Origin of the sequence: Streptomyces sp. VTCC 41912 (assembly GCF_045799175.1) — a bacterium.
GTDB classification, from domain to species: Bacteria; Actinomycetota; Actinomycetes; order Streptomycetales; family Streptomycetaceae; genus Streptomyces; species Streptomyces albulus_C.
The window spans coordinates 70,900-92,648 of sequence record NZ_JBJMAB010000034.1; the positions used below are offsets into that span (position 1 = coordinate 70,900).

Consider the following 21,749-nt stretch of genomic DNA (forward strand, 5'->3'; position numbering starts at 1 on the left):
GGTCCCCCGGGGGCGTCAGGCGTCCGCCCACAGCGCGCCGCCGCGCCCGGCCACCACCGCCGCGATCCGGGCCAGCGCCTCGGCGGCGGGCAGCGGCGCCGGGCGCCGGCCGTCGCGCAGCCGGAGCGCGACGAGGTCGGCGCCGGCCTCGCGGGGACCGATGACCGCCTGGTAGGGGACGTGTCGGGCGGCGCGGACGCGGGCGCCGAGGGTGCCCTGTGCGGGGTCGGCGAGGGCCGCCCGCAGCCCCCGGTCGACGCAGCGCCGCACCAGGGCTTCGGCGGGCGGGAGTTCGGCGGCGGAGAGCGGGAGCACCGCGACCTGCACGGGCGCCAACCAGGCGGGGAAGGCGCCGCCGTGCTCCTCGATGAGGTGGGCGACGGCGCGTTCGACGCTGCCGATGACGGCGCGGTGGACCATCACGGGTCGGTGGCGGCTGCCGTCGGGGCCCACGTAGGACAGGTCGAAGCGGCGCGGCTGGTGCAGGTCGACCTGGACGGTGGACAGGGTGGATTCGCGGCCGGCGCGGTCGACGACCTGCACGTCGATCTTGGGGCCGTAGAAGGCCGCCTCGCCGCCGGCGGCCTCGTAGGGCACGCCCGAGGCGTCGAGGGCCTCGGTGAGCAGGGCCTCGGCGCGCCGCCACATCGCGGGGTCGGCGACGTACTTGCCGCCGTCCCCCGGGAGTGAGAGCCGGTAGCGGGCGGCGCGGATGCCGAGGTCGGCGTGGGCGCGGCGGATCAGTTCCAGGGCGGCACCGGCCTCGTCGGCGACCTGGTCGAGGGCGCAGAAGATGTGCGCGTCGTTGAGCTGGATGGCCCGTACGCGGGTGAGCCCGCCGAGCACGCCGGACCGCTCCGAACGGTACATGCCACCCAACTCGGCCAGGCGGAGCGGGAGTTCGCGGTAGCTGTGGGGGCGGGAGCGGTAGATCAGGGCGTGGTGCGGACACAGGCTGGGGCGCAGTACGAGCTGCTCGCCGCCGACCTCCATCGGCGGGAACATGTCGTCGCTGTAGTGGTCCTGGTGCCCGGAGATCTCGTAGAGCTCGCGTTTGGCCAGGACGGGCGAGTAGACGTGGCGGTAGCCGGCACGGCGCTCGACCTCGTGGACGTACTCCTCCAGGGCGTGCCGCACCGCCGCGCCGTCCGGCAGCCAGTAGGGCAGTCCGGCGCCCATCAGGGGGTCGGTGTCGAACAGGTCCAGTGCGCGGCCGAGCCGGCGGTGGTCGTGGTCCGGGGTGGCGTTCATGGTGGTCTCCTCACGGGTCGCCCTCGGGGCGAGTGACCACACGGCGAAGCCCCGGGGCACTCGCCCCGGGGCTCGATGACTCACAGGTCAGCGGTCAGCGCGCCGGGACGTCCTCCGGCGTCGTCGTGACCCTCTGGCCCGCGCGCTGCATACGGCCGACCGTAACAGCGCGTCCCGGTGCGCCGCACCGGGTTTCTCAGGTGATGAGGTGCGGCAGGAACCGCGCGTACTCGTCGGTGACCAGGCCGGTCGATTCGCGGATGCCGAGTCCGGCCGCCTCGTCCGCCACGACCCAGGCGCCGAGCACCACCCGGTTGCCGTCGAAGTCCGGTAGCGGCGCCAACTCCTGGTAGCAGCAGGGTTCGTCGCGCCGGACCGCGGCTTCTCCCGGTGGGTGGACGGTGACGCCCTCGCCCTCCCGGCCCAGCAGGGGCTTGGCGACGTGGCCGGGGCCGGCGGGCAGGTCGCGGGGGCCGTCCAGGTAGGCGGCGAGGAGGTTGGGGTGGCCGGGGAACAGCTCCCAGAGGATCGCCAGCAGCGCCTTGTTGGACAGCAGCATCTTCCAGGCGGGCTCGATCCACAGGGTGGTGCCGGTGGCGCCGCCGTTGTCGAGGGTGTCCAGGACGTGCGGGCCGAAGGCGTCGGTGGCCAGCCACTCCCAGGGGTAGAGCTTGAAGCAGGCCCGGATGAAGCGCAGCCGCTGGTCGACGAAGCGGCCCGAGAGCCGGTCCCAGCCGATCTCCTCCACGGTGATCGCCTCGGTCGCCAGGCCCGCCTGCTCGGCGGTCTCCCGCAGGTAGGCGACGGTCATCAGGTCCTCGCCCAGTTCGTCGGCGGCCGAGTGCGCGAAGTGCAGCGGGGCGCCCGGCGGCAGCAGGGGGGCCTGCTGCTTCCAGGCGTCCACCAACCGCTCGTGCAGCGAGTTCCACTGGTCGGCGGCCGGGAACCGGTCCTCCATCCAGAACCACTGCGGGCTGGCGGCCTCCACCAGGGAGGTGGGGGTGTCGGCGTTGTACTCCAGCATCTTGGCCGGGCCGGTGCCGTCGTAGCGGAGGTCGAAGCGGCCGTACAGGGAGGGCAGTTCGGCGCGGCGGCGCCACGCCTCGGCGACCCGGGCGACCAGTCGCGGGTCGGTGAGGCCGAGGTCGGCGAACCGGTCGTGGGTGACGATGTGCTCGGCGGCGGCCAGGCACATGCCGTGGAGTTCCTCGACGACCCCTTCCAGCTCCTCGATCTCGTCGGCCGAGAAGGAGTAGTACGCGCTCTCGTCCCAATAGGGGCGCAGCGAGTCGTCGGGGTACCGGGTCAGCGGGTAGATCAGGCCCTGGGCCTCGACGAGGGACCGCCAGTCGGGGCGGGGCTCAAGGGTGTGGCGGCGCATCGGGCGGTCAGCCGCCCGAGGAGCCGTGCCGGGAGCCGGGGCCGGCGCAGCCGAAGCCGCCACGGTCGACGGCCTGGCTCTTGCTGAACGTGCCGCCGTCGGCGTGCCGGCCCGAACCGCCGGAGCCGTAGTACCAGCGGCCGCCGGTGGTGGACGACCCCGTCGTGGACGAGCACTGCGACGGGCTGAGCACCCGGTACCCCAGGACGCTGTCGTAGCTCTTGGGGTCCACGCAGCGCTTGTCCGGCTCCGAGCCGCACGAGGTGAGGGCCGCGGCGAGCGCGCCCATGCCGCCGAGGATGACGGTGCTGGAGCGCAGCCGTCGCCGTGTCTGTTCCGCTTGTGCCTTCCGTGCCATGGTGGCCACCCCCGTGTGTCCGTACGCGAACAAGCTGTGTTGCCCGCCCACCCTAGGTGGCGCACCGCCCGGCCCGTACGGCGGGCGAGCCCCCGTTCTCCCCGCTGCCACGCCCGCCCCGCCCCGCTCGCGCCGGGCGCCCGCTATCCGAGGGCGTCCCCGGGGTCCACCCCGGTCATCTCACCGCTCGCCGCCCACAGCCGGCCGGCGACGGCGGTGTCCGCCAGGTTGCGCCAGAGCGGTTCGCGCCGCGGTGCGCCGCGCAGCCCGAAGACGCGGGGACCCCACAGCTGCCCGCCGCCGACGGCCGGATCGAGCACCGCGCGCACCGCGGGCCACGCCCCGGCGTCCTTGCCCTGGAGGACGACGGCGGCGGGCAGGCCGCGCAGCCAGGCGCCGGCGGTCCGTTCGTGCACCGGGGGCCTGGCCGGCGTGCGGGAGTCCAGGGCCCCGCCGGGGTGCACCACCACGCTGGTCACGGTGGAGCCGGCCGCGCGCAGCCGGCGGTCGAGTTCGAGCCCGAAGTGCATCTGCGCCAGCTTGGTGCGGCCGTAGCTGCGCTTGGGCCGGTAGTCGTGCCGGGACTGGAGGTCGGCGAGGTCCAGTTCTTCGGTCTTCGCGGCGAAGCTCCCCGTGGTCACCACCCGGCCCGCGGGTGCGGCCGCCAGCAGCGGCAGCAGCCACCGGGTCAGGGCGAAGTGGCCCAGGTGGTTGGTGCCGAACATCAGCTCGTGGCCGTCGCCGGTCTCCCGGCGCGGCGGATCGTCCAGCGCGACGCCGGCGTTGTGGACGACCGCGTCCAGATGCGGCCCGAGCGAGGCCACCGCCGTCCGCAGCGAGCCGAGGTCGGCGAGGTCCAGCCGCACGGCCTGCACCCGCGCCCCGGGCACCCGGGCGCGGAGCACGGCCAGCGCGGCCTCGGCCTTCACCGGGTCCCGGCTGCCCAGCACGACGGTGGCGCCGGTCGTGGCGAGCTGTTCGGCGACGAAGTACCCGATGCCCGCGTTGCCCCCGGTGACCAGGACGGTGCGGCCGTCGGCGGGCGGCAACCGGTGGACGTCCCAGGGCGGGGCGGGCGGTACGGACGGCATCACGGCGGCTCCTCGCTGCGTGGACGAAACGACCGGCCGGCCCGCCGGTGACGACCGGCGGAACGACCTGCCCCACACGATCGCAACGGCCGCCGACAGCCCACCGACCGCTCACCGACCGCTCACCGACAGCCGCCCGACCACGGACCCCGCGGCCGTCGGCGCCACCCGCCGCCCGCCGTCTTCCCGTTCGGCGTTCAGCGCAGGGCGAGCGGCGTGCGCGCCGCCACCCGGGTCAGCTTCTCGGGGTTGCGGACGTAGTAGAGGCCGGTGATGCGGTCGTCCTCGACGCGGCACGCCAGGATGCCGTCGAGCGCGCCGCCCAGCCGCACGACCAGGGCCGGGCTGCCGTTGACCACGGTGGGGTCGAGGGTCGGCGCGGCCGCGGCCTTGCCGATCCCGCCGACCAGGTAGCGGGCCACCTTGTCCGCGCCGGTGATCGGCCGGAGTGCGGCCTGCTTGACGCCGCCGCCGTCGCTCACCAGGACGACGTGCGGCGCGAGCACGTCGAGCAGCCGTTGCGGATCCCCGGTGTCGAGCGCGCGGCGGAACGCCTCCAGGGCCGCCCGGGCCGTGCCCGCCGGGACCACCTCGCGGGGCCGGCGGGCCTCGACGTGCCGCCGGGCGCGGTGGGCGATCTGCCGCACCGCCGCGGGGCTCCTGTCGACGGCCGCCGCGATCTCCTCGTAGGCGACGTCGAACACCTCGCGCAGCACGAAGACGGCGCGCTCCGTCGGCGACAGCGTTTCGAGGACGAGCATGAGCGCCATCGACACGCTCTCGGCGAGTTCGACGTCCTCGGCCACGTCCGGCGTGGTGAGCAGCGGCTCGGGCAACCACGGGCCGACGTACGCCTCCTTGCGCCGCGTCAGGGTGCGCAGCCGGTTGAGCGCCTGCCGGGTGGTGATCCGCACCAGGTAGGCGCGCCGGTCGTGCACCTGGTCCACCGCGACCTCGACCCAGCGCAGCCAGGTCTCCTGGAGGACGTCCTCGGCGTCGGCGGCCGAGCCGAGCATCTCGTAGGCGACGGTGAAGAGCAGGTTGCGGTGGGCGACGAACGCCTCGGTCGCCGGATCGCCTGCGCGGTCCTGCGTCATCGGTGGTGCTCCCCGCCACCGGTCGGTCCGGCGGGGGCCGGCCGCCCGTCGCGCTCGCCCCGCAACTCCGCCTGCCGCCGGCCCTCCTTGAACACCTTGTGCAGGCGGTACGCACCGGGCTTGCGCCCCTCGTCCGCCAGTTGCTTGACGGTGCCCTTGCAGACGAACTCCTTGAGCTTCGCGCCCGGCCGGCCACCGAGGTGGTACTTCTTCGCGGTGTCCTCCTTGGTCGCGAACTGGAAGAAGCCGACGCGGCGCCCCAGGCTGAGGCACTGGCCGGCGAACCCCACGGTGAGGTCCGCGGGCCGCTCCCCCGCGAGCCGGCTGAGCACCGTGTCGGCGGCGTGCGCGCCGAGCGGACCGGCGGCCTGGCAGCTCATCCGCAACGGCCGGTCCGACGGCGCCGCGGCGTCCCCGGCCGCGACGATGCGCGGGTCGTCCACGCTGGTCAGCGTCTCGTCCGTGAGCAGGCGCCCCAGGGCGTCGGTGCGCAGGCCGCTGCGCGCGGCCAGGTCCGGCACGCCGAACCCGGCGGTCCAGATGGTCACCGGGCTCGGCACGGTGCGGCCGTCACCGAGCCGTACGGCATCGCGCGTCACCTCCGTCACCTTCGCGCCGGGACCGTCCAGGACCCGCACCCCGAGCGCGGCCAGCCGCCTGGCGACCGAGCGCCGGCCCCGCGGGTGCAGGTACGGGCCGAGCTGCCCGCCGCAGACCAGGGTGACGGCGCGGCCGAGCTCGGCCAGCTCGGCGGCGGTCTCGATGCCGGTCGGTCCGCCGCCGACGACCGTCACCGCGGTCGCCGCCGGCACGGCGTCGACGAGCGGCCGCAGGCGCCGCGCCTCCTCCAGTGTGGCGATCGGGTGGGCGAACTCGGCCGCGCCGGGCACCCGCGGATCGGCGCTGCCGCTGCCCACCGCGTAGACCAGGTAGTCGTAGCCGACCGTGCCGCCGCTCCCCAGCACCACGCCGTGCCCGGCGGCGTCGATCCGCGTCACGGTGTCGACCACCAGCCGGACGCGCGCGCCCAGGACCGCCGCGTAGTCGACGACCGCGTCGTGGGACCCGCCCACCACCTGGTGCAGGCGGATCCGCTCGACGAAGGTCGGGCGCGGGTTGACCAGCGTCACGGTCACGTCGTCGCGCTGGGTCAGACGGTTGGCGGCCATGACGCCGGCGTACCCGCCGCCGACCACGACGACCTCGGTGTTCACGCTCACGGTGCCTCCTCCGGTTCAAGGGGTTCGGCCTCAAGACACCGCGGGCCCGCCGACTGTGACGCGATGTGACACAGCTCACCGCGCAGGCCGCCGGGCTCCCGCCCCGACACCCCAACGCACCACTCCTGCTAGCGCTTGCTTGCAATAGTTAGCGCTACCGTGCAGTATCGAGGCATGGCATCACTCAATGTCGGCAACCTCGGCGAGTTCCTGCGGGAGCAGCGGCGCACCGCGCAGCTGAGCCTGCGGCAGCTGGCGGATGCCGCAGGGGTGTCCAATCCGTACCTCAGCCAGATCGAGCGCGGGCTGCGCAAGCCGAGCGCGGAGATCCTCCAGCAGCTGGCCAAGGCGCTGCGGATATCCGCCGAGACGCTGTACGTCCAGGCCGGGATCCTGGACGAGCGGCGCGGCCCGGACGGCGCCGGGGTGCAGACCGCGATACTCACCGACCCGTCGTTGAACGAGCGGCAGAAGCAGGTCCTGCTGCAGATCTACGAGTCCTTCCGCAAGGAGAACGGGCTCGGCGGCAGCACTCCGGACGACGACGCACGGCGGTCCGGCGACGGACCCGAGGACGGGGGCCACCCCCATGAGACAGAGGCCGACGGCGGCCCGCACGCCACCTGACGCAACCCATCGTTTCCAGGAGGAACCACGTCATGGCCATCACCACCGATGACCTCCGCAAGGCCCTGACCGACGCGACCCCGCTGTACGCCCTGGCCGGTACCGCCGACCTGGCCGCCGAGAAGCTCGGCGAGGTGCCGCAGCTGGTCGAGAAGATCAAGTCCGAGGCGCCCAAGCGCTTCGAGTCGGTCCGCAGCACCGACCCCAAGGACATCCAGTCCCTGGTCACCAAGCAGGCGAAGGAGGCCCAGGAGAAGCTGACCGACCTGCTGGGCTCGCTCGACGGGGACCTGAAGAAGTTCCGCGACCAGGCCCAGGAGCTGGCGCTGCGCGGCGTCGGCCGGGCCGCCGAGGTCGCCGTGCAGGCCCGGGAGACCTACGACGAGCTGGCCGAGCGCGGCCGCGGCGCGGTGCAGAACTGGCGCGGCGGCGCCGCCGAGCAGGTCGAGGAGCTGGCGGTGGCGATCGAGCCGGAGCCGACGGCCGAGGCGAAGAACGGCACCGAGACCGGCGGTCGCGCCAAGACGGTGCCGGCCAACGGGACCCGCCCCGAGGCCAAGGCCACCGCCTCGACCGAGCCGAGGACCGCCACGGCGAAGAAGCCGGCCGCCGTGCGCAAGCCCGCGGCCGGCCCGGCGAAGAAGAGCACCCCGCCGCCGTCCGCGAAGTGAGCCGCCGGTGAGCGGCGGTCATCGCACGGGCCGGGCACTCCCCACGTGTCCGGCCCGTTGTCCGGGTACGGTGGGGCCCACGGGAGCCGCACGGACCGAGATGACAGACCGAGTTCCCTGGCGAACTGCGAAGCGAACGGCTAACGGGTGGTGGACGGCGTGCTGATCTACGGGTTCCAGAGCGTTCTGAGCTGGGTGCAACTCGCCCTCGGCATCTACTCCGCAGTGATGCTGATCGACGCGGCGGTCCGCCGCGAGGACGCCTACCGCGCGGCCGACAAGCAGAACAAGGCCATGTGGCTGATCTTCCTCGGCGCCGCGACGGCGCTGCTGTTCCTGCTGCCCCTGCTGTCGTTCCTGCCGATCATCGGCATGATCGCGGTGATCGTCTACACCGTCGACGTCCGGCCCGCACTGCGCGCGGTGGCCGGCGGTGGCGGCCGCGGCCCCCGCCGCGGCTCCAGCTCGGACGGCCCCTACGGGCCGTACAACGGCGGCCGCTGAGGCCCGACGGGCCCGTCTCCGCCCCGGGCCCGTACGGGCCCCGCGCCCTACCGCCGGTCCAGCAGCAGGACCGCCACGTCATCCGTGAGCTCCCCGCCGTTCAGGGCGCGGACCTCGCGCACCGATGCCTCCAGCAGTTCGTCGCCCGTCAGGCCGCTCGCCATCTGGCGGGCGACCAGCTCGGTCATCCCGTCCTGCCCCAGCCGGGCGGTGCCCTCGCCGATGCGCCCCTCGATGAGGCCGTCGGTGTACATCAGCAGGCTCCAGGCGGCGCCCAGCTCGACCTGGCGGCGCGGCCAGCGGGCCTCCGGCAGCAGACCGAGCGCCGGACCGCCGAACTCGTACGGCAGCAGCTCCGGTTGCTCGCCGGCGCGGGCCAGCAGCGGCGCGGGGTGGCCGGCCAGGCACACGCCGGCGCGGTGTCCGTCCTCGGAGATGTCGACGGTGCACAGCGTCGCGAAGATCTCGTCGTCGGGGCGCTCGTTCTCCAGCACCTTCTGCAGGGTGGCCAGCAGCTCGTCGCCGTACAGCCCGGCGAAGGTCAACGCGCGCCAGGCGATGCGGAGTTCGACGCCGAGCGCGGCCTCGTCGGGGCCGTGGCCGCAGACGTCGCCGATCATGGCGTGCACGGTGCCGTCCGGGGTGCGGACGGTGTCGTAGAAGTCGCCGCCCAGCAGGGCGCGGCTGCGGCCGGGCCGGTAGCAGGCCGCGAAGCGCAGTTCGGAGCCGTCCAGCAGCGGCGTGGGCAGCAGGCCGCGCTCCAGGCGGGCGTTCTCCTGGGCGCGCAGCCGGGACTCGGTGAGCTGGCGCTGGGCCAGGTCGGCGCGCTTGCGTTCCACGGCGTAGCGCACCGCGCGGCTGAGGACCTTGCCGTCCAGCTCGTCGCGGAAGAGGTAGTCCTGGGCGCCCACCCGCACCGCCTCGGCGGCCCGCTCGGCGTCCGTCTCGCAGGTGAGCACGAGGACGGCCTGTGCCGGGGCCATGCGCAGCACGGCGCGCAGCGCGGCCAACTCGTCTCCGCCCCTGCCGCCGGGGCCGCCGGGGCCGTCGCCCCGGGGCGGGTCGCGGTCCTCGCGGCCGGTCGGCTCGGCGGGGGTGAGGTCGAGCAGGATGCAGTGCACGTCGTCGGTGAGCAGCCGCTCGGCCTCGGTGAGGTTGCGGGCGGTGCGCAGCCGGACCTTGCGGCCGGCCCAGTCCCACATCTCCGGGACGTGGTTGTTCGGGTCCTCGCCGATGAGGAGCAGGGTCAGTCCCTGGGCCGGGGGCTCGGGCCTCGGCTCGACGGCGGCGGTGGAGGGGTCCGCGGCGGCGGGCGCCTCGGACGTGGCGGAGGTCACCGGCTCGGTCGTGGCGCCGGGCGCATGGCCGGCCGGCGGGCGGGCAGCAGTCCGACCGTCCACGACCGGGCGCGGCAGCTCGGCCGCCGGCAGGTCGCGGGGCAGCGGGCCGGCCCCGGAGCAGCCCCCGTGCGCGGGCATGCCGACGGCGGCGGCGCGGGCGTTCTCCGCGCAGCCGGAGTCCGCCGGTCCTGCCTGGTGCGGCAGCACGGCCGTCCGCGGGTGCGGTACGGGTACGGGCATGGGTCTGCTTCCTTCCCTCCCCCCGAGGGGTACGGCGACGGGCCGACCGGCACGTCACCGTGCCCGGTTCGACCCTGCTCGTCGGTCAGCCGAGCGGGGGGCGCTACCGGGCATCGAATGGCGACCATAGCGCCCGGACCGCGGCACGCGGAATGCCCTTTGTCACGCGGCGTTCGTCATATGCCAGGGCTGATAGGCCATTTCACCTGGGGTGCCCTGGGCGGGGAATGACGAACATCACCCCGGTCGAGCGCATTCCGCTACCGGATCGCTACCGAAGGGCAGCCGTCGAGCGGCTTGCGGACCGCGGGAAGGAAAACAATGCGTGCGCGGTGGCGCCGCCCGACGCCACCGCCATTTCACCCGCACGACACCGGATGACATTTCGCCCGCACGGTACGGAATGCGCGCCCGGAAAATGTCCGGAAACGCTCCGCCGCGGCCGCGGTCGCGGACCCGCGCCGACTCAGCCGGCACTCTCCCCGTCCGGCCGGACGACGCCCAGGATCGGCATCGAGCCGGCGCCCGTGATCGTCACCTGCCGGCCCGGGCGCGGTGCGTGCACGATCGCGCCGTCGCCGAGGTACATCCCGACGTGGCTGGCGTCCGAGAAATAGATGACGAGGTCGCCCGGGCGCATATCCTTGAGCTCCACCCGGGGCAGCTGTCGCCACTGCTCCTGCGAGGTGCGCGGAATCGTCCGGCCGGCGGCCTGCCAGGACCGCAGGGTCAGTCCGGAACAGTCGAAGGTGTCCGGTCCGACGGCGCCCCAGACGTAATCCTTGCCGATCTGCGAAGTGGCGTACGAAATCGCCTTCTTGCCCTGGTCGGAGGCTTTGTTGGTGATCTCTTTGAGTACGCCGGAGTCAAGCCATTTCTGCTGGGCGAGCAGTGCCTGGTCGTCCTCCAGTTTCCGCAGTCGCTCCTTTTCCTTGGCGGCCAGTCGGGATTCCAGCTTTTTCGCCGCGTCGATCTTGTCGTTGATCTCCTTGCGGGCGTCGTCCTTCTTCTTGCGGTTGGCTTCCAGCTCCTCCCAGCGGCGACTTGCGTCCTGGGCGTAATTCTCCAAGTCGCTCTTGAGGTGCGTGAGTTGACCGATCACGCCCTTGACGGCCTGCTGCCCCTTGCGGGCCAGATCGACATTGAAGAGGAAGGCTTCCGGGTCGGTGCTGAGCATCAGCTTCGCCTCGGGCGGGATGCCGCCGGTGCGGTACTGGGCGCTGGCCAGCGCCCCGGCCCGGCGCTTGAGCGTGGCCAGCCGGCGCTGCGCGTCGTCGATGGTGCGGGCCAGCTCGACGATCTTCTTCTGCTGGAGCTGGACCTGCTCCTCGGCGGCGTTGTAGTCCTCGGTGGCCCGCTCCGCCGTGCGGTAGAGGCCCTCGATCTCCTTGCGGACCTCTTCGAGGTGGCGGGCGTCGCCCCCGGGTGACGGGGTCGGGGCGGGCGTGCGCTGCACCGCCGTCGCCGTCCCGCCGAGCAGGCCCGTCGCACAGAGCGCGACCGCGGTGCACACCGCCAACCGGCCGCCCCGTACGCCCCACCCCGCACCCACGCCCCGAACGCCCTGTTGTGCCCCCTGGCTCCCCACCAGTCACCTCCGGTCGTTCCGCACCGATTCGTGTGCGCGCTCTCGGCGCGGATGCTGCCATACCGACTGGTAATTCGACAGGGCGACGGGCCGTTTCCCGGTGGAGAACGGGTGGTTCGGCCCGGAACCCGGCGCTCCGGGGCGGCGCCGCGCACCGGAACCGGGCGCTCCGTCACGGCGCGTCCCGACCGCGCCCGCGGCCCCCGCCCGCGCCCCCGGGCCGCCCGTCCGCGCCCGACGGCGCCGCACTCAGCTGACGGCCGAGGTTCACCGTGCGTTCACTCCGCTCCATCGGCTGCTTCACCTGATCTGCCTAATTTCGGCCGTACCGAGGGCGCCGGCCCGCCGCCAGGCAACGCGGCCGCCCCCCTTTCCGTCACCACTCCGCACGCCGAGGAAACGGCGCGCACCAGGAAGGAACTCTCGACAGTGAAGCTTCAGCGCAAGAACCGGGTTCGCGCCCTCGCCGTTGGCGCTCTCGCCGTCTCCGGTGCCCTGGCCCTGACCGCGTGCGGCTCCGACAACACCACCGGCGGCAGCGGCGGCGGCAGCTCCGCCAAGGCCGCCAACGTCAAGTGCGACGGCAAGGGCAAGCTGCTCGCCTCGGGCTCGTCGGCGCAGAAGAACGCCATGGACGTCTGGGTGCAGAACTACTCCGGCGCCTGCCAGGGCACCGAGATCAACTACCAGCCCACCGGCTCCGGCGCGGGCGTCACCACCTTCCTCCAGGGCCAGACGGCCTTCGCCGGCTCCGACTCGGCGCTCAAGCCCGAGGAGATCGCCAAGTCGAAGACGCTCTGCAAGGGCGGCCAGGCGATCGACCTGCCGATGGTCGGCGGCCCGATCGCGGTCGGCTACAACGTCCCGGGCGTGGACAACCTCGTCCTCGACGCGCCGACCCTGGCGAAGATCTTCGACTCGCAGATCACCAACTGGAACGACGCCGCGATCAAGAAGCTCAACCCGGGCGCCAAGCTCCCCGACCTGAAGATCCAGGCGTTCCACCGCTCCGACGACTCGGGCACCACCGACAACTTCACCAAGTACCTCAAGGCCGCCTCCGGCGGTGCCTGGAAGCACGAGCCGGCGAAGAAGTGGGAGGGCACCGGCGGCCAGGCGGCGTCCGGCTCGGCCGGCGTCTCCTCGCAGGTCAAGCAGACCAGCGGCGCGATCTCCTACTTCGAGCTGTCCTACGCGACCTCCGGCAAGATCCCGACGGTCAAGATCAACACCGGTGCCCAGGCCCCGGTCGAGGCCACCGTCGACAACGCCTCCAAGGCGATCGCCGAGGCCAAGCCGGCCGGCCAGGGCGCAAACGACCTGGCGCTGAAGCTCAACTACGCCACCAAGGCCGAGGGCGCGTACCCGATCACGCTGGTGACCTACGAGATCGCCTGCGACAAGGGCAACAAGGCCGAGACCCTGCCGGCCACCAAGTCCTTCCTGACCTACGTCTCCAGCAAGGACGGCCAGGACGCCCTCAAGGCCCTCGGCTACGCCCCGCTCCCGACCGAGATCGCCGACAAGGTCCGCAAGACCGTCGCGACGCTCTCCTGACCCGCCGGGCGGCGGTCCCGAAGACCCACCGGGACCGCCGCCCATCCGGTGCACCGCCGCGCAGGAGCCCCCGCAGGGCTCCGCAGACCGGAGAAACCCATGGACTACTCACCCCACCCGACAACCGCACCGTCCCCGCCACCGGCCACCGGATCGGTCTCCGGCAAGGCGGTCCGCCCCGGTGACCGGATCTTCCTCGGGCTCTCCCGGGGCTCCGGCATCACCCTGCTGGTGATCATGGCCGCCATCGCGGCCTTCCTCACCTACCGCTCGGTCCTCGCCATCTCCGGGGACAAGAGCAACTTCTTCACCACCCTGGACTGGAACGCCGTCGGCACCGAGCCCAAGTTCGGCATCGCGGTGCTCGCGTTCGGCACCGTCGTCAGCTCGGTGGTCGCGATGCTCATCGCGGTGCCGGTCGCGGTCGGCATCGCCCTGTTCATCTCGCACTACGCGCCGCGCAGGCTGGCCTCGCCGCTGGGCTACGTCATCGACCTGCTCGCCGCGGTCCCCAGCATCGTCTACGGCCTGTGGGGCGCGCTCTTCCTCGTCCCGCAGCTGAGCGGCCTCTACGGCTGGCTGAACGACTTCCTCGGCTGGACCGGGATCTTCAGCTACAGCAACGGGGCCGCCCGTTCGCTGTTCACCGTCGGCATCCTGCTCGCGATCATGATCCTGCCGATCGTGACCAGCGTCAGCCGGGAGGTCTTCCTCCAGGTCCCGCGGATGCACGAGGAGGCCGCACTGGCGCTCGGCGCCACCCGCTGGGAGGTCATCCGGATGTCGGTGCTGCCGTTCGGCCGCTCCGGCGTCATCAGCGCCTCCATGCTGGGCCTGGGCCGGGCGCTGGGCGAGACGATGGCCGTCGCCACCGTCCTCTCCCCGAGCTTCCTGATCAACGCCAGCCTGCTGGACCCGGGCGGCGGCACCTTCGCCCAGAACATCGCCAGCAAGTTCAGCGAGGCCGACACCTTCGGCCAGGACGCCCTGATCGCCTCCGGCCTCGTCCTCTTCGTGATCACCCTGCTCGTCAACGGCGCGGCCCGGCTGATCATCGCCCGCCGCAAGGAGTACTCGGGGGCCTCCGCATGACCGTCGCCACCAGCCACCGCCACCGCAAGGTCGCCGAGTCGCGCACCCCGCTCGCGCTCAAGCAGTCCCGGCTGCCGCGCTGGACCCTGCCGGTCCTCGCCCTGGTCGCCGTCGCCGCCGGCTGCGGCACCGGCCTGGCCGCCGGCCTGGACTCGGCCGTCCAGTGGGGACTGATCGCCGCACTGCTCTTCGTCGTCGGCACGTTCCTGCTGACCGCGGCCGTCGAGGGCGGCCGACAGGCCAAGGACCGGCTGGCCACCACCGTCGTGTGGACCGCCTTCCTGCTCGCCGTCGTCCCGCTCGCCTCGCTGCTGTGGGAGACCGTCGACCGCGGCCGCAAGGTCCTCAACGGGTACTTCCTGTCCCACTCGATGGGCACGCTGCCCGACGCGTTGCCCGGCGGCGGCGTGTACCACGCGATCATCGGCACCCTGGAGCAGGTCGGCCTGGCGACCCTGATCGCCGCCCCGCTCGGCCTGCTGACCGCCATCTACCTCGTCGAGTACGGCCGCGGCACGCTCGCGAAGGTCGTCACCTTCTTCGTCGACGTGATGACCGGCATCCCCTCGATCGTCGCCGGCCTGTTCGTGCTCTCCGTGTGGATCCTGATCCTCGGCTTCGGCCCGTCCGGCTTCGCCGGTTCGATGGCGCTGGCGATCCTGATGATGCCGGTCGTGGTCCGCTCCACCGAGGAGATGCTCAAGCTCGTCCCGAACGAGCTGCGCGAGGCGTCCCTGGCCCTCGGCATCCCGAAGTGGCGCACGGTCCTCAAGGTCGTCCTGCCGACCTCGATCGGCGGCATCACCACCGGCGTGATGCTCGCCATCGCCCGCATCACCGGCGAGACCGCTCCGGTGCTGCTGCTGGTCTGGGGCGCCAAGACGATCAACAACAACCCCTTCGACGGCGCCCAGCAGTCCCTGCCGCTCTACGTCTTCCAGCAGTGGCAGCAGGGCTCCGACGCCTCCTACGACCGGGCCTGGGCCGCGGCACTCGTGCTGATCGTCTTCGTCATGGTCCTCAACCTGGTGGCCCGCGGCATCGCCCGCTGGAAGGCCCCCAAAACCGGCCGCTGACCGAGCCGCGACAGAAAGAAGCAGTGATTGACATGGCCAAGCGAATCGACGTCAGCGGCCTGAACGCGTACTACGGCGCCCACAAGGCCATCGACGACATCTCCATGACCGTCGAGCCGCGCTCGGTGACCGCCTTCATCGGCCCCTCCGGCTGCGGCAAGTCGACCTTCCTGCGCACCCTGAACCGGATGCACGAGGTCACCCCCGGCGGCCGCGTCGAGGGCAAGGTGATGCTGGACGACGAGAACCTCTACGGCTCCGGCGTCGACCCGGTCGCCGTCCGCCGCACCGTGGGCATGGTCTTCCAGCGCCCCAACCCGTTCCCCACGATGTCGATCTTCGACAACGTCGCGGCCGGGCTGCGCCTGAACGGCAAGTACCGCAAGAGCGAGCTCAAGGACGTCGTCGAGCGCTCCCTCAAGGGCGCCAACCTCTGGAACGAGGTCAAGGACCGCCTGAACAAGCCCGGCTCGGGCCTCTCCGGCGGCCAGCAGCAGCGGCTGTGCATCGCCCGCGCCATCGCGGTCGAGCCGCAGGTGCTGCTGATGGACGAGCCCTGCTCGGCGCTCGACCCGATCTCCACCCTCGCCATCGAGGACCTGATCGGGGAGCTGAAGGAGCGCTTCACGATCGTCATCGTGACGCACAACATGCAGCAGGCCGCGCGGGTCTCGGACCGCACCGCGTTCTTCAACCTGGCGGCCGTCGGCAAGCCCGGCAAGCTCATCGAGATCGACGAGACCGAGCGGATCTTCTCCAACCCCTCGGTCCAGGCCACCGAGGACTACATCTCCGGCCGCTTCGGCTGAGCCGTCGGCCGCCCCCGGTGTCCTGCGGTGCTGCATGGCGGTGCCACCACAGGACGAAGGGCCCGCCCCTCACCCGGGGGCGGGCCCTTCACCATCTGCGGACAGGGGACCGGTCGTCAGCCGAAGGCCAGCTTGATCAGCCAGAGCACCAGGGCGGCGACGAGCGCCGCGGCCGGCATCGTGATGAACCAGCCCATCACGATGTTCTTGGCCACGCCCCAGCGCACCGCACGCGGGCGCTTGGTCGAGCCGACGCCCATGATCGAGGCGGTGATGACGTGCGTGGTGGAGATCGGCGCGTGGAACAGGAACGACGCCACGTACATCACCGAGGCGGACGTGGTCTCCGCGGCGAAGCCCTGCGGCGGGTCCAGTTCGATGATCCGCCGGCCCAGGGTCCGCATGATCCGCCAACCGCCCGCGTACGTACCGAGCGACATGGTGATCGCGCAGGCCAGCTTGACCCACAGCGGAATGGCGTCGTCGGCCGTCTCGACGTCGGCGATGACCAGCGCCATCACCACGACGCCCATGGTCTTCTGGGCGTCCTGGAGACCGTGCCCGAGCGCCATGCCCGCGGCCGAGACGGTCTGCGCTATGCGGAAGCCGCGCTTGGCCTTGTGCGGGTTGGCCTTCCGGAACAGCCAGAGGATGGCCACCATCACCAGGTAGCCGAGCACCAGCCCGATCACCGGCGAGATGAACATCGGCAGGACGACCTTCTCGATCACGCCGGACCAGATCACCTGCGTCCCGCCGGCCAGCGCCGCGCCGACCAGGCCGCCGAAGAGCGCGTGCGAGGACGAGGACGGCAGGCCGAAGTACCAGGTGACGAGGTTCCAGACGACCGCGCCGAGCAGCCCGGCGAAGAGGATGCCCATCCCCTTGCTGCCGTGCGGGGTCGCGATCAGCCCCTCACTGACCGTCTTGGCGACGCCGCTGCCCAGGAAGGCACCGGCGAGGTTCATCACGGCCGCCATCGCCAGCGCGGCCCGCGGGGTCAGGGCGCGCGTCGAGACCGAGGTCGCGATCGCGTTCGCCGAGTCGTGGAAGCCGTTGGTGTAGGTGAATCCGAGCGCGACCGCGATGGTCACGATGAGCGCGAAGGTGTCCATGGCCGGCGCTCAGGACTCCTTGACCGCGATGGTCTCGACCGTGTTGGCGACGTGCTCGAAGGCGTCCGCCGCCTCCTCCAGGATGTCCACGATCTGCTTGAGCTTGAGCACCTCGATGGCGTCGTACTTGCCGTTGAAGAGGTGGGCCAGCAGCTTGCGGTGGATCTGGTCGGCCTGGTTCTCCAGGCGGTTGACCTCGATCCAGTACTCGGTGAGGTTCGCCATCGTGCGGAGGTTCGGCATCGCCTCGGCGGTCAGCTCAGCCGCCCGCGCCAGCACCTCGATCTGCTGCTCGACGCCCTTGGGGAGTTCCTCGACCTTGTAGAGGACGACCAGGTCGACGGCCTCCTCCATGAAGTCCATGATGTCGTCGAGCGACGAGGCGAGGGCGTAGATGTCCTCGCGGTCGAACGGCGTGATGAACGAGGAGTTCAGCTGGTGGAAGATCGCGTGCGTCGCGTCGTCCCCTGCGTGCTCGGCCGCGCGCATCCGTTCGGCGATCTCGGCCCGTGCGGAGGCGTCCGCCCCGAGCATTTCCATCAGGAGTTTGGAGCCGGTGACGATGTTGTCGGCAGACGCCGCAAACATGTCGTAGAAGCTCGTCTCCCTGGGGGTCAGACGAAAGCGCACGTGAAATCCTCGGGGTGCATCGGATTCGGTCGAGTTGATGCTAGGCGCATCATCCAGCCACAGCTAACCCAGCTAACCGGCATTCCCTCAGTGTCGCCCATCGGGCAGCATGCTCTGCACGGGGTACCGCGGGTGCCCGAAAATTTCGGTACGATATACCCGCCGGGGGTATACGGATCGCTTCAATACCACGGGAGATGGCCATGACGACCACGGACGCGGGCACCAGCGGCGGCACCGCAGCCGCCGCCGCCTGCCACGGCTCCCCGCCGGAAACCGCCCCCCGCACCGCCCCCGGATCTGTGACCGATAACGCTGTGGGGACTCCGGCGCCGGGCGGTCACGGCTACGCCAAGCAAAAGGACGCGCACATCAAGCGACTGCGCCGCATCGAGGGCCAGATCCGCGGTCTGCAGCGCATGCTCGAAGAAGACGTCTACTGCATCGACATACTCACCCAGGTCTCGGCCAGCACGAAGGGCCTGCAGTCCTTCGGCCTCCAACTGCTGGAGGAGCACCTGCGGCACTGCGTCGCCGACGCCGCCGCCCAGGGACCGGACGCCGTCGACGCCAAGGTCCAGGAGGCGACCAAGGCGATCGAGCGGATGCTGCGCAGCTGACCGCCGCGGGGCCAGGCCCGTCAGGGCGCGTCCGGCGCCTGTCGATCGGGCCGGTCCCCGTGCGGGGCGCCGGCCACGTGCAGGAGTTCGTCGATCCGGTCGGTGCTGAGCCGGTCCTCGCTCGCGGCCGCCGCCGCGATCATCAACTCACCGGTGAGGTCGATCTCGGTGAGGGCGACCTGGTCCTGAACCGTCGGATGGCGATGGGCGGGCACGTCCGACACCTCCTCCCTTCGAGCGCCTTCCCACGCCGTGGTGGTTACCGCCAGGGTAAGGAGGGCCACCCGCCCCGCACATGACACGGAAGGACCATTTCCGCGCCCGGCCCGCGCCGTCGGGCCTACCCGGACGCCGCGGAGATCTTCCCGGTGAAGATGTCGCGCCGGTCCGGCAGCCGCACCACGACCGGGGTGCCGAACGCGTACAGCTCGGTCGTGGAGGTCACCGACGCCCCCGCCGGCACCCCGTTGGCGAACCGGAACCGCTGGCGCAGCTTGCGCAACCGCCCGGCGTCGTCCACGTAGGCGTCGAACGGCACCACCATGGTGGTGAACCCCTTTTCCGCCGCCACCAGCGCGGGCCGGGTCCGCGCCGACGCCCGCCCGGCGGCCGCCGCCAGATCGGTCGTACCGCGGTAGTGCCGCACCGGCACCCCGCCCCACCGCTCCTGCCCCTGGAACGTCACCTCCCGCACGCCGCGCAGGAGTTCGGCGGCGGCCAGCGGATCCGTCGCCCCACCCGTGACGAGGTTCCCGTCGGGCAGCGTCGCGGTGTCCACCCGCACCCACTTGTCGGCCGGCACCCCCGCCCCGCGGTTCTTCATGAACAGCGCACCGGGCGCCAGGACCTCGGTGATCGGCTGGTTGCCGCCGCTGGGCTTGCCCTTCAGATCGGGCAGCACCAACCGCAGTTGCCCGCTGGCGGTCGCGAAGTCGTAGCCGCCGGCCCCCCGGATCGCCACCAGCGTCCCGCCACTGACCGTCTCCATCGCCGTCCGCACCCTGGCCGTACCGGCCCGCAGCAGCGCCTCGACGCTGCGCCGCAGTTCCGCCGCGGCCGGCGCCCGCGCGGGCGCCACCTGGTCGTCCGCCGCCGCGCCGTTCGGGGAACAGCCCGCCGTCGCCAGCAGCCCCGCCATCAGTCCCGTCCCGCACACCACGGCCGCGGCGACCGCGCCGCCTCGCCTGTCCTGCACCACCATGCGTACGAGCCCCCTCGGCCGCCGTGTTCGGGACCGCCTGGGCCGGCCGGTCCGCTCGGGACGGTCGGACGTCCCGCCCCCGACTCGTCTGACGGTGCGTCGACCGCACCGTTCAACGACCGTGACGGGGCCCCGTCACGCAACGGCACCTGGGGCGCGTAGCGTGGCCGGGTGCCCGAATCAGCCCCGCACCGCACCTCCACCACCGAGCGCGGCTCCTTCTGCCTGGCCCGCTGCGACTGCGGTTGGACCGGAATGGCCCGCCGCGCCCGCTCCCAGGCCCGGACCGATGCCGAGCGTCACGCGGCGGCTGCGCACGGCGGTCCCGACGCCGCGGTGGACCGCCCCGTGGAATGACCAGGTCCGTTCCGGGAACCCGTCACCCCCCGCGCCGCATCTGGGTAGTGAGGGGCACAACAGCACCACGCGGTAACGGACTTCACTCGCGTACCGGACGACACGGAACAACGGGAGCGTTACCGGCCGACCCACAGGTGCGATGCCCCGGCACACCCCCGCGCCCACCGGCCGGACGACCGGCGGGCCGGGACCGGACCGTACGACAACCAAGGGGGATCCATCCCAGTGAAGCGGCGCACACTCCTGACGGCCGGCGGCGGACTCGCGGCCACCTCCCTCGCCTGGGCCACCGGCTGCGAGGCCCCCGGCGGCCCCACCGCGGCGACCTCCGCCAGCGGGACCACAGGCGCCATGAACAGCGCGGCGGCCGCCAGGACCCCCGCCACCCAAACCGCCTGGAACGCGCTCGGCAAGGGCCTCGACGGCGATCTGATACGCGCCTCCGACGCCTCCTACGCCACCGCCCGCCGCCTGTACAACACCCGCTTCGACACCCTGAAGCCGTCCGCCATCGCCTACGTCAAACACCCCGGCGACATCGCCGAGTGCCTCGCCTTCGCCCGCCGCTACGACGCCCCCGTCGCCATCCGCAGCGGCGGCCACTCCTACGCCGGCTTCTCCAGCGGCAACGGCAAACTCATCATCGACGTCTCGGCGCTCGACAAGGTCGGCGCACCGACCGGCGGCACCACCCGGATCGGAGCCGGCGCCAAACTCATCGACGTCTACGAGGGCCTCGCCCCGCACGGCGTCACGGTCCCCGGCGGCTCCTGCCCCACCGTCGGCATATCCGGCCTCACGCTCGGCGGCGGCCACGGCGTGGTCTCCCGCGCGTACGGACTGACCTGCGACAGCCTGGTCGGCGCCACCGTCGTCACCGCCGACGGCAAGACCGTCGACTGCGACCAGAACCACCACCCCGAGCTCTTCTGGGCACTGCGCGGCGCCGGCAACGGCAACTTCGGCGTCGTCACCGAACTCCGCTTCCGCACCCACCCGGCGCCCCGCGCGGTGATGGCATACATGACCTGGCCCTGGGCCAAGGCCGCCGCGGTGCTCGGGTCCTGGCAGAAGTGGGGCCCGGACCAGCCCGACGAGATATGGTCCACCGCCCACTTCGACACTCCCCCAGCTACCGCCGGGGGTACCCCGGCGGTCTCCGTCGCGGCCTTCTCCCTCGGCAGCCACCACGACCTGCAAAACGCCGTCGACAAACTCGCCGACCAGCCCGGCGGCCCCGGCCCGGCCACCCGCGTCAGCCTCACCCCGATCGGCTACCTGGACGCCATGGAGGCATACGCGGGCTGCTCCTCGAAGTCCACCGCCCAGTGCCACATGCCGGGCACCCTGCCCGGCCACACCGGCGCCGGATCACTGGGCCGCGAGACCTACGCCGCCCGCTCGCACTTCTTCGACCGCAACCTGTCCGCGGCCGGCGTCCAGAGCCTCCTGGCCCAGATCGAAAGCGGCGGCCACAAGGGCGTCACCGGCAACGTCGCACTGACCGCACTCGGCGGCGCGATCAACCGCGTCGGCACCACCGACACCGCGTTCGTCCACCGCCGCTCCCGCTTCCTCGCCCAGTACCTGACCTCCTGGCCCGCCGGCGGCTCCGGCGCCGCCGGCACCGCATGGCTCGACGCCTTCCACGGCGCGATGCAGCGCCACTCCTCGGGCGCCGCCTACCAGAACTACACCGACGCCAGCCTGCCCAACTGGAAGTCCGCCTACTACGGGACCGCCACCACCCGCCTCGACAAGGTCAAGCAGACCTACGACCCACAACGCCTGTTCAGCACGTTCGCGCAGGCGCTCTGACGCGGTTGGCGTTGCTTCCCACGTTGTCGGCTTCCCGAAGCTCATAACGGGTACTTCTGTGACGGGCCTGAGAGAGCCCCGTCCGGAGATAGCCCGGACGGGG

Annotated in this window: 22 protein-coding genes; 10 read left to right on the forward strand and 12 right to left on the reverse strand. The window is 72.4% G+C overall.

What is annotated here, in order from left to right; translation table 11 throughout:
* Positions 1-15: 15 nt before the first annotated feature.
* From thrS to ACJ6WD_RS32430, 6 genes are all read right to left on the reverse strand, one after another.
* A complete protein-coding gene (gene thrS / locus ACJ6WD_RS32405; protein WP_376444136.1) occupies positions 16-1,251 on the reverse strand; it encodes a threonine--tRNA ligase in 1,236 nt (411 codons plus the stop codon).
* A gap of 196 nt (positions 1,252-1,447) precedes the next feature.
* A complete protein-coding gene (locus tag ACJ6WD_RS32410) occupies positions 1,448-2,632 on the reverse strand; it encodes a glutathionylspermidine synthase family protein (protein WP_331248609.1) in 1,185 nt (394 codons plus the stop codon).
* 7 nt (positions 2,633-2,639) lie between these two features.
* Complete coding sequence (locus tag ACJ6WD_RS32415) at positions 2,640-2,990, reverse strand: hypothetical protein (protein WP_233658660.1); 351 nt, start codon at positions 2,988-2,990, stop codon at positions 2,640-2,642.
* A 143-nt stretch (positions 2,991-3,133) separates the two neighbouring features.
* A complete protein-coding gene (locus ACJ6WD_RS32420) occupies positions 3,134-4,081 on the reverse strand; it encodes an SDR family NAD(P)-dependent oxidoreductase (protein ID WP_407617080.1) in 948 nt (315 codons plus the stop codon).
* A gap of 197 nt (positions 4,082-4,278) precedes the next feature.
* Entirely contained in the window at positions 4,279-5,178 is a 900-nt protein-coding gene (locus tag ACJ6WD_RS32425) for an RNA polymerase sigma-70 factor (RefSeq protein ID WP_233658661.1), read from the reverse strand.
* Positions 5,175-6,398, reverse strand: coding sequence for an NAD(P)/FAD-dependent oxidoreductase (locus ACJ6WD_RS32430; protein WP_407617081.1), 1,224 nt, complete (start codon positions 6,396-6,398; stop codon positions 5,175-5,177). Before ACJ6WD_RS32430 ends, ACJ6WD_RS32425 begins: the two co-directional genes overlap by 4 nt.
* Before the next feature lie 174 nt (positions 6,399-6,572).
* On the opposite strand from ACJ6WD_RS32430, the gene ACJ6WD_RS32435 reads away from it, so the two are divergent.
* The 3 genes from ACJ6WD_RS32435 (at position 6,573) to ACJ6WD_RS32445 (ending at position 8,200) form a co-directional block, all read left to right on the forward strand.
* Entirely contained in the window at positions 6,573-7,025 is a 453-nt protein-coding gene (locus ACJ6WD_RS32435; RefSeq protein ID WP_044377617.1) for a helix-turn-helix domain-containing protein, read from the forward strand.
* Positions 7,026-7,057: 32 nt separating this feature from the next.
* A complete protein-coding gene (locus ACJ6WD_RS32440) occupies positions 7,058-7,696 on the forward strand; it encodes a hypothetical protein (protein WP_331248612.1) in 639 nt (212 codons plus the stop codon).
* A 159-nt stretch (positions 7,697-7,855) separates the two neighbouring features.
* Positions 7,856-8,200 carry a DUF2516 family protein gene (locus ACJ6WD_RS32445; RefSeq protein WP_174505033.1) on the forward strand — a complete coding sequence of 115 codons (345 nt, stop codon included), beginning with the start codon at positions 7,856-7,858 and terminating at the stop codon, positions 8,198-8,200.
* A 47-nt stretch (positions 8,201-8,247) separates the two neighbouring features.
* Here ACJ6WD_RS32445 and ACJ6WD_RS32450 read toward each other — a convergent pair whose 3' ends face one another.
* The gene (locus tag ACJ6WD_RS32450; protein ID WP_331248613.1) at positions 8,248-9,780 is read right to left on the reverse strand and encodes a SpoIIE family protein phosphatase; all 1,533 of its coding nucleotides are present in this window, start codon (positions 9,778-9,780) and stop codon (positions 8,248-8,250) included.
* Between the two features lie 466 nt (positions 9,781-10,246).
* Positions 10,247-11,332 carry an NlpC/P60 family protein gene (locus ACJ6WD_RS32455; protein ID WP_407617082.1) on the reverse strand — a complete coding sequence of 362 codons (1,086 nt, stop codon included), beginning with the start codon at positions 11,330-11,332 and terminating at the stop codon, positions 10,247-10,249.
* A 465-nt stretch (positions 11,333-11,797) separates the two neighbouring features.
* Here ACJ6WD_RS32455 and pstS point away from each other — a divergent pair, with 465 nt between their 5' ends.
* From pstS to pstB, 4 genes are all read left to right on the forward strand, one after another.
* Positions 11,798-12,925 (forward strand): phosphate ABC transporter substrate-binding protein PstS, encoded by a 1,128-nt coding sequence (pstS, locus tag ACJ6WD_RS32460; RefSeq protein WP_016570943.1) that lies wholly within the window; start codon positions 11,798-11,800, stop codon positions 12,923-12,925.
* Positions 12,926-13,024: 99 nt separating this feature from the next.
* Positions 13,025-14,017 carry a phosphate ABC transporter permease subunit PstC gene (pstC, locus tag ACJ6WD_RS32465; protein WP_233658666.1) on the forward strand — a complete coding sequence of 331 codons (993 nt, stop codon included), beginning with the start codon at positions 13,025-13,027 and terminating at the stop codon, positions 14,015-14,017.
* Entirely contained in the window at positions 14,014-15,093 is a 1,080-nt protein-coding gene (gene pstA, locus ACJ6WD_RS32470) for a phosphate ABC transporter permease PstA (RefSeq protein WP_331248616.1), read from the forward strand. The genes pstC and pstA overlap by 4 nt, the downstream gene beginning before the upstream one ends.
* Positions 15,094-15,125: 32 nt before the next feature.
* Positions 15,126-15,902, forward strand: coding sequence for a phosphate ABC transporter ATP-binding protein PstB (gene pstB / locus ACJ6WD_RS32475; RefSeq protein WP_016570946.1), 777 nt, complete (start codon positions 15,126-15,128; stop codon positions 15,900-15,902).
* Between the two features lie 116 nt (positions 15,903-16,018).
* Here the strand turns inward: pstB and ACJ6WD_RS32480 are convergent, their stop codons facing one another.
* Both ACJ6WD_RS32480 and ACJ6WD_RS32485 read right to left on the reverse strand, forming a co-directional pair.
* Positions 16,019-17,017, reverse strand: a complete 999-nt coding sequence (locus tag ACJ6WD_RS32480; protein ID WP_407617083.1) for an inorganic phosphate transporter — start codon at positions 17,015-17,017, stop codon at positions 16,019-16,021.
* A gap of 9 nt (positions 17,018-17,026) precedes the next feature.
* Positions 17,027-17,647: a DUF47 domain-containing protein gene (locus ACJ6WD_RS32485; RefSeq protein ID WP_016570948.1), complete on the reverse strand. Its 621-nt coding sequence runs from the start codon at positions 17,645-17,647 to the stop codon at positions 17,027-17,029.
* A 203-nt stretch (positions 17,648-17,850) separates the two neighbouring features.
* Here ACJ6WD_RS32485 and ACJ6WD_RS32490 point away from each other — a divergent pair, with 203 nt between their 5' ends.
* The gene (locus tag ACJ6WD_RS32490) at positions 17,851-18,267 is read left to right on the forward strand and encodes a metal-sensitive transcriptional regulator (protein WP_020963595.1); all 417 of its coding nucleotides are present in this window, start codon (positions 17,851-17,853) and stop codon (positions 18,265-18,267) included.
* 20 nt (positions 18,268-18,287) lie between these two features.
* On the opposite strand, the gene ACJ6WD_RS32495 is transcribed toward ACJ6WD_RS32490, so the two are convergent.
* Together ACJ6WD_RS32495 and ACJ6WD_RS32500 are read right to left on the reverse strand one after the other, a co-directional pair.
* On the reverse strand, positions 18,288-18,482 hold the full coding sequence (locus tag ACJ6WD_RS32495) for a hypothetical protein (protein ID WP_020929742.1): 195 nt from the start codon (positions 18,480-18,482) through the stop codon (positions 18,288-18,290).
* A 125-nt stretch (positions 18,483-18,607) separates the two neighbouring features.
* Complete coding sequence (locus ACJ6WD_RS32500) at positions 18,608-19,468, reverse strand: hypothetical protein (RefSeq protein WP_016570951.1); 861 nt, start codon at positions 19,466-19,468, stop codon at positions 18,608-18,610.
* A gap of 171 nt (positions 19,469-19,639) precedes the next feature.
* Here ACJ6WD_RS32500 and ACJ6WD_RS32505 point away from each other — a divergent pair, with 171 nt between their 5' ends.
* Positions 19,640-19,825 (forward strand): hypothetical protein, encoded by a 186-nt coding sequence (locus tag ACJ6WD_RS32505; RefSeq protein ID WP_233658668.1) that lies wholly within the window; start codon positions 19,640-19,642, stop codon positions 19,823-19,825.
* Between the two features lie 228 nt (positions 19,826-20,053).
* Positions 20,054-21,646: an FAD-binding oxidoreductase gene (locus ACJ6WD_RS32510; protein ID WP_407617084.1), complete on the forward strand. Its 1,593-nt coding sequence runs from the start codon at positions 20,054-20,056 to the stop codon at positions 21,644-21,646.
* The last annotated feature ends 103 nt before the right edge of the window (positions 21,647-21,749 follow it).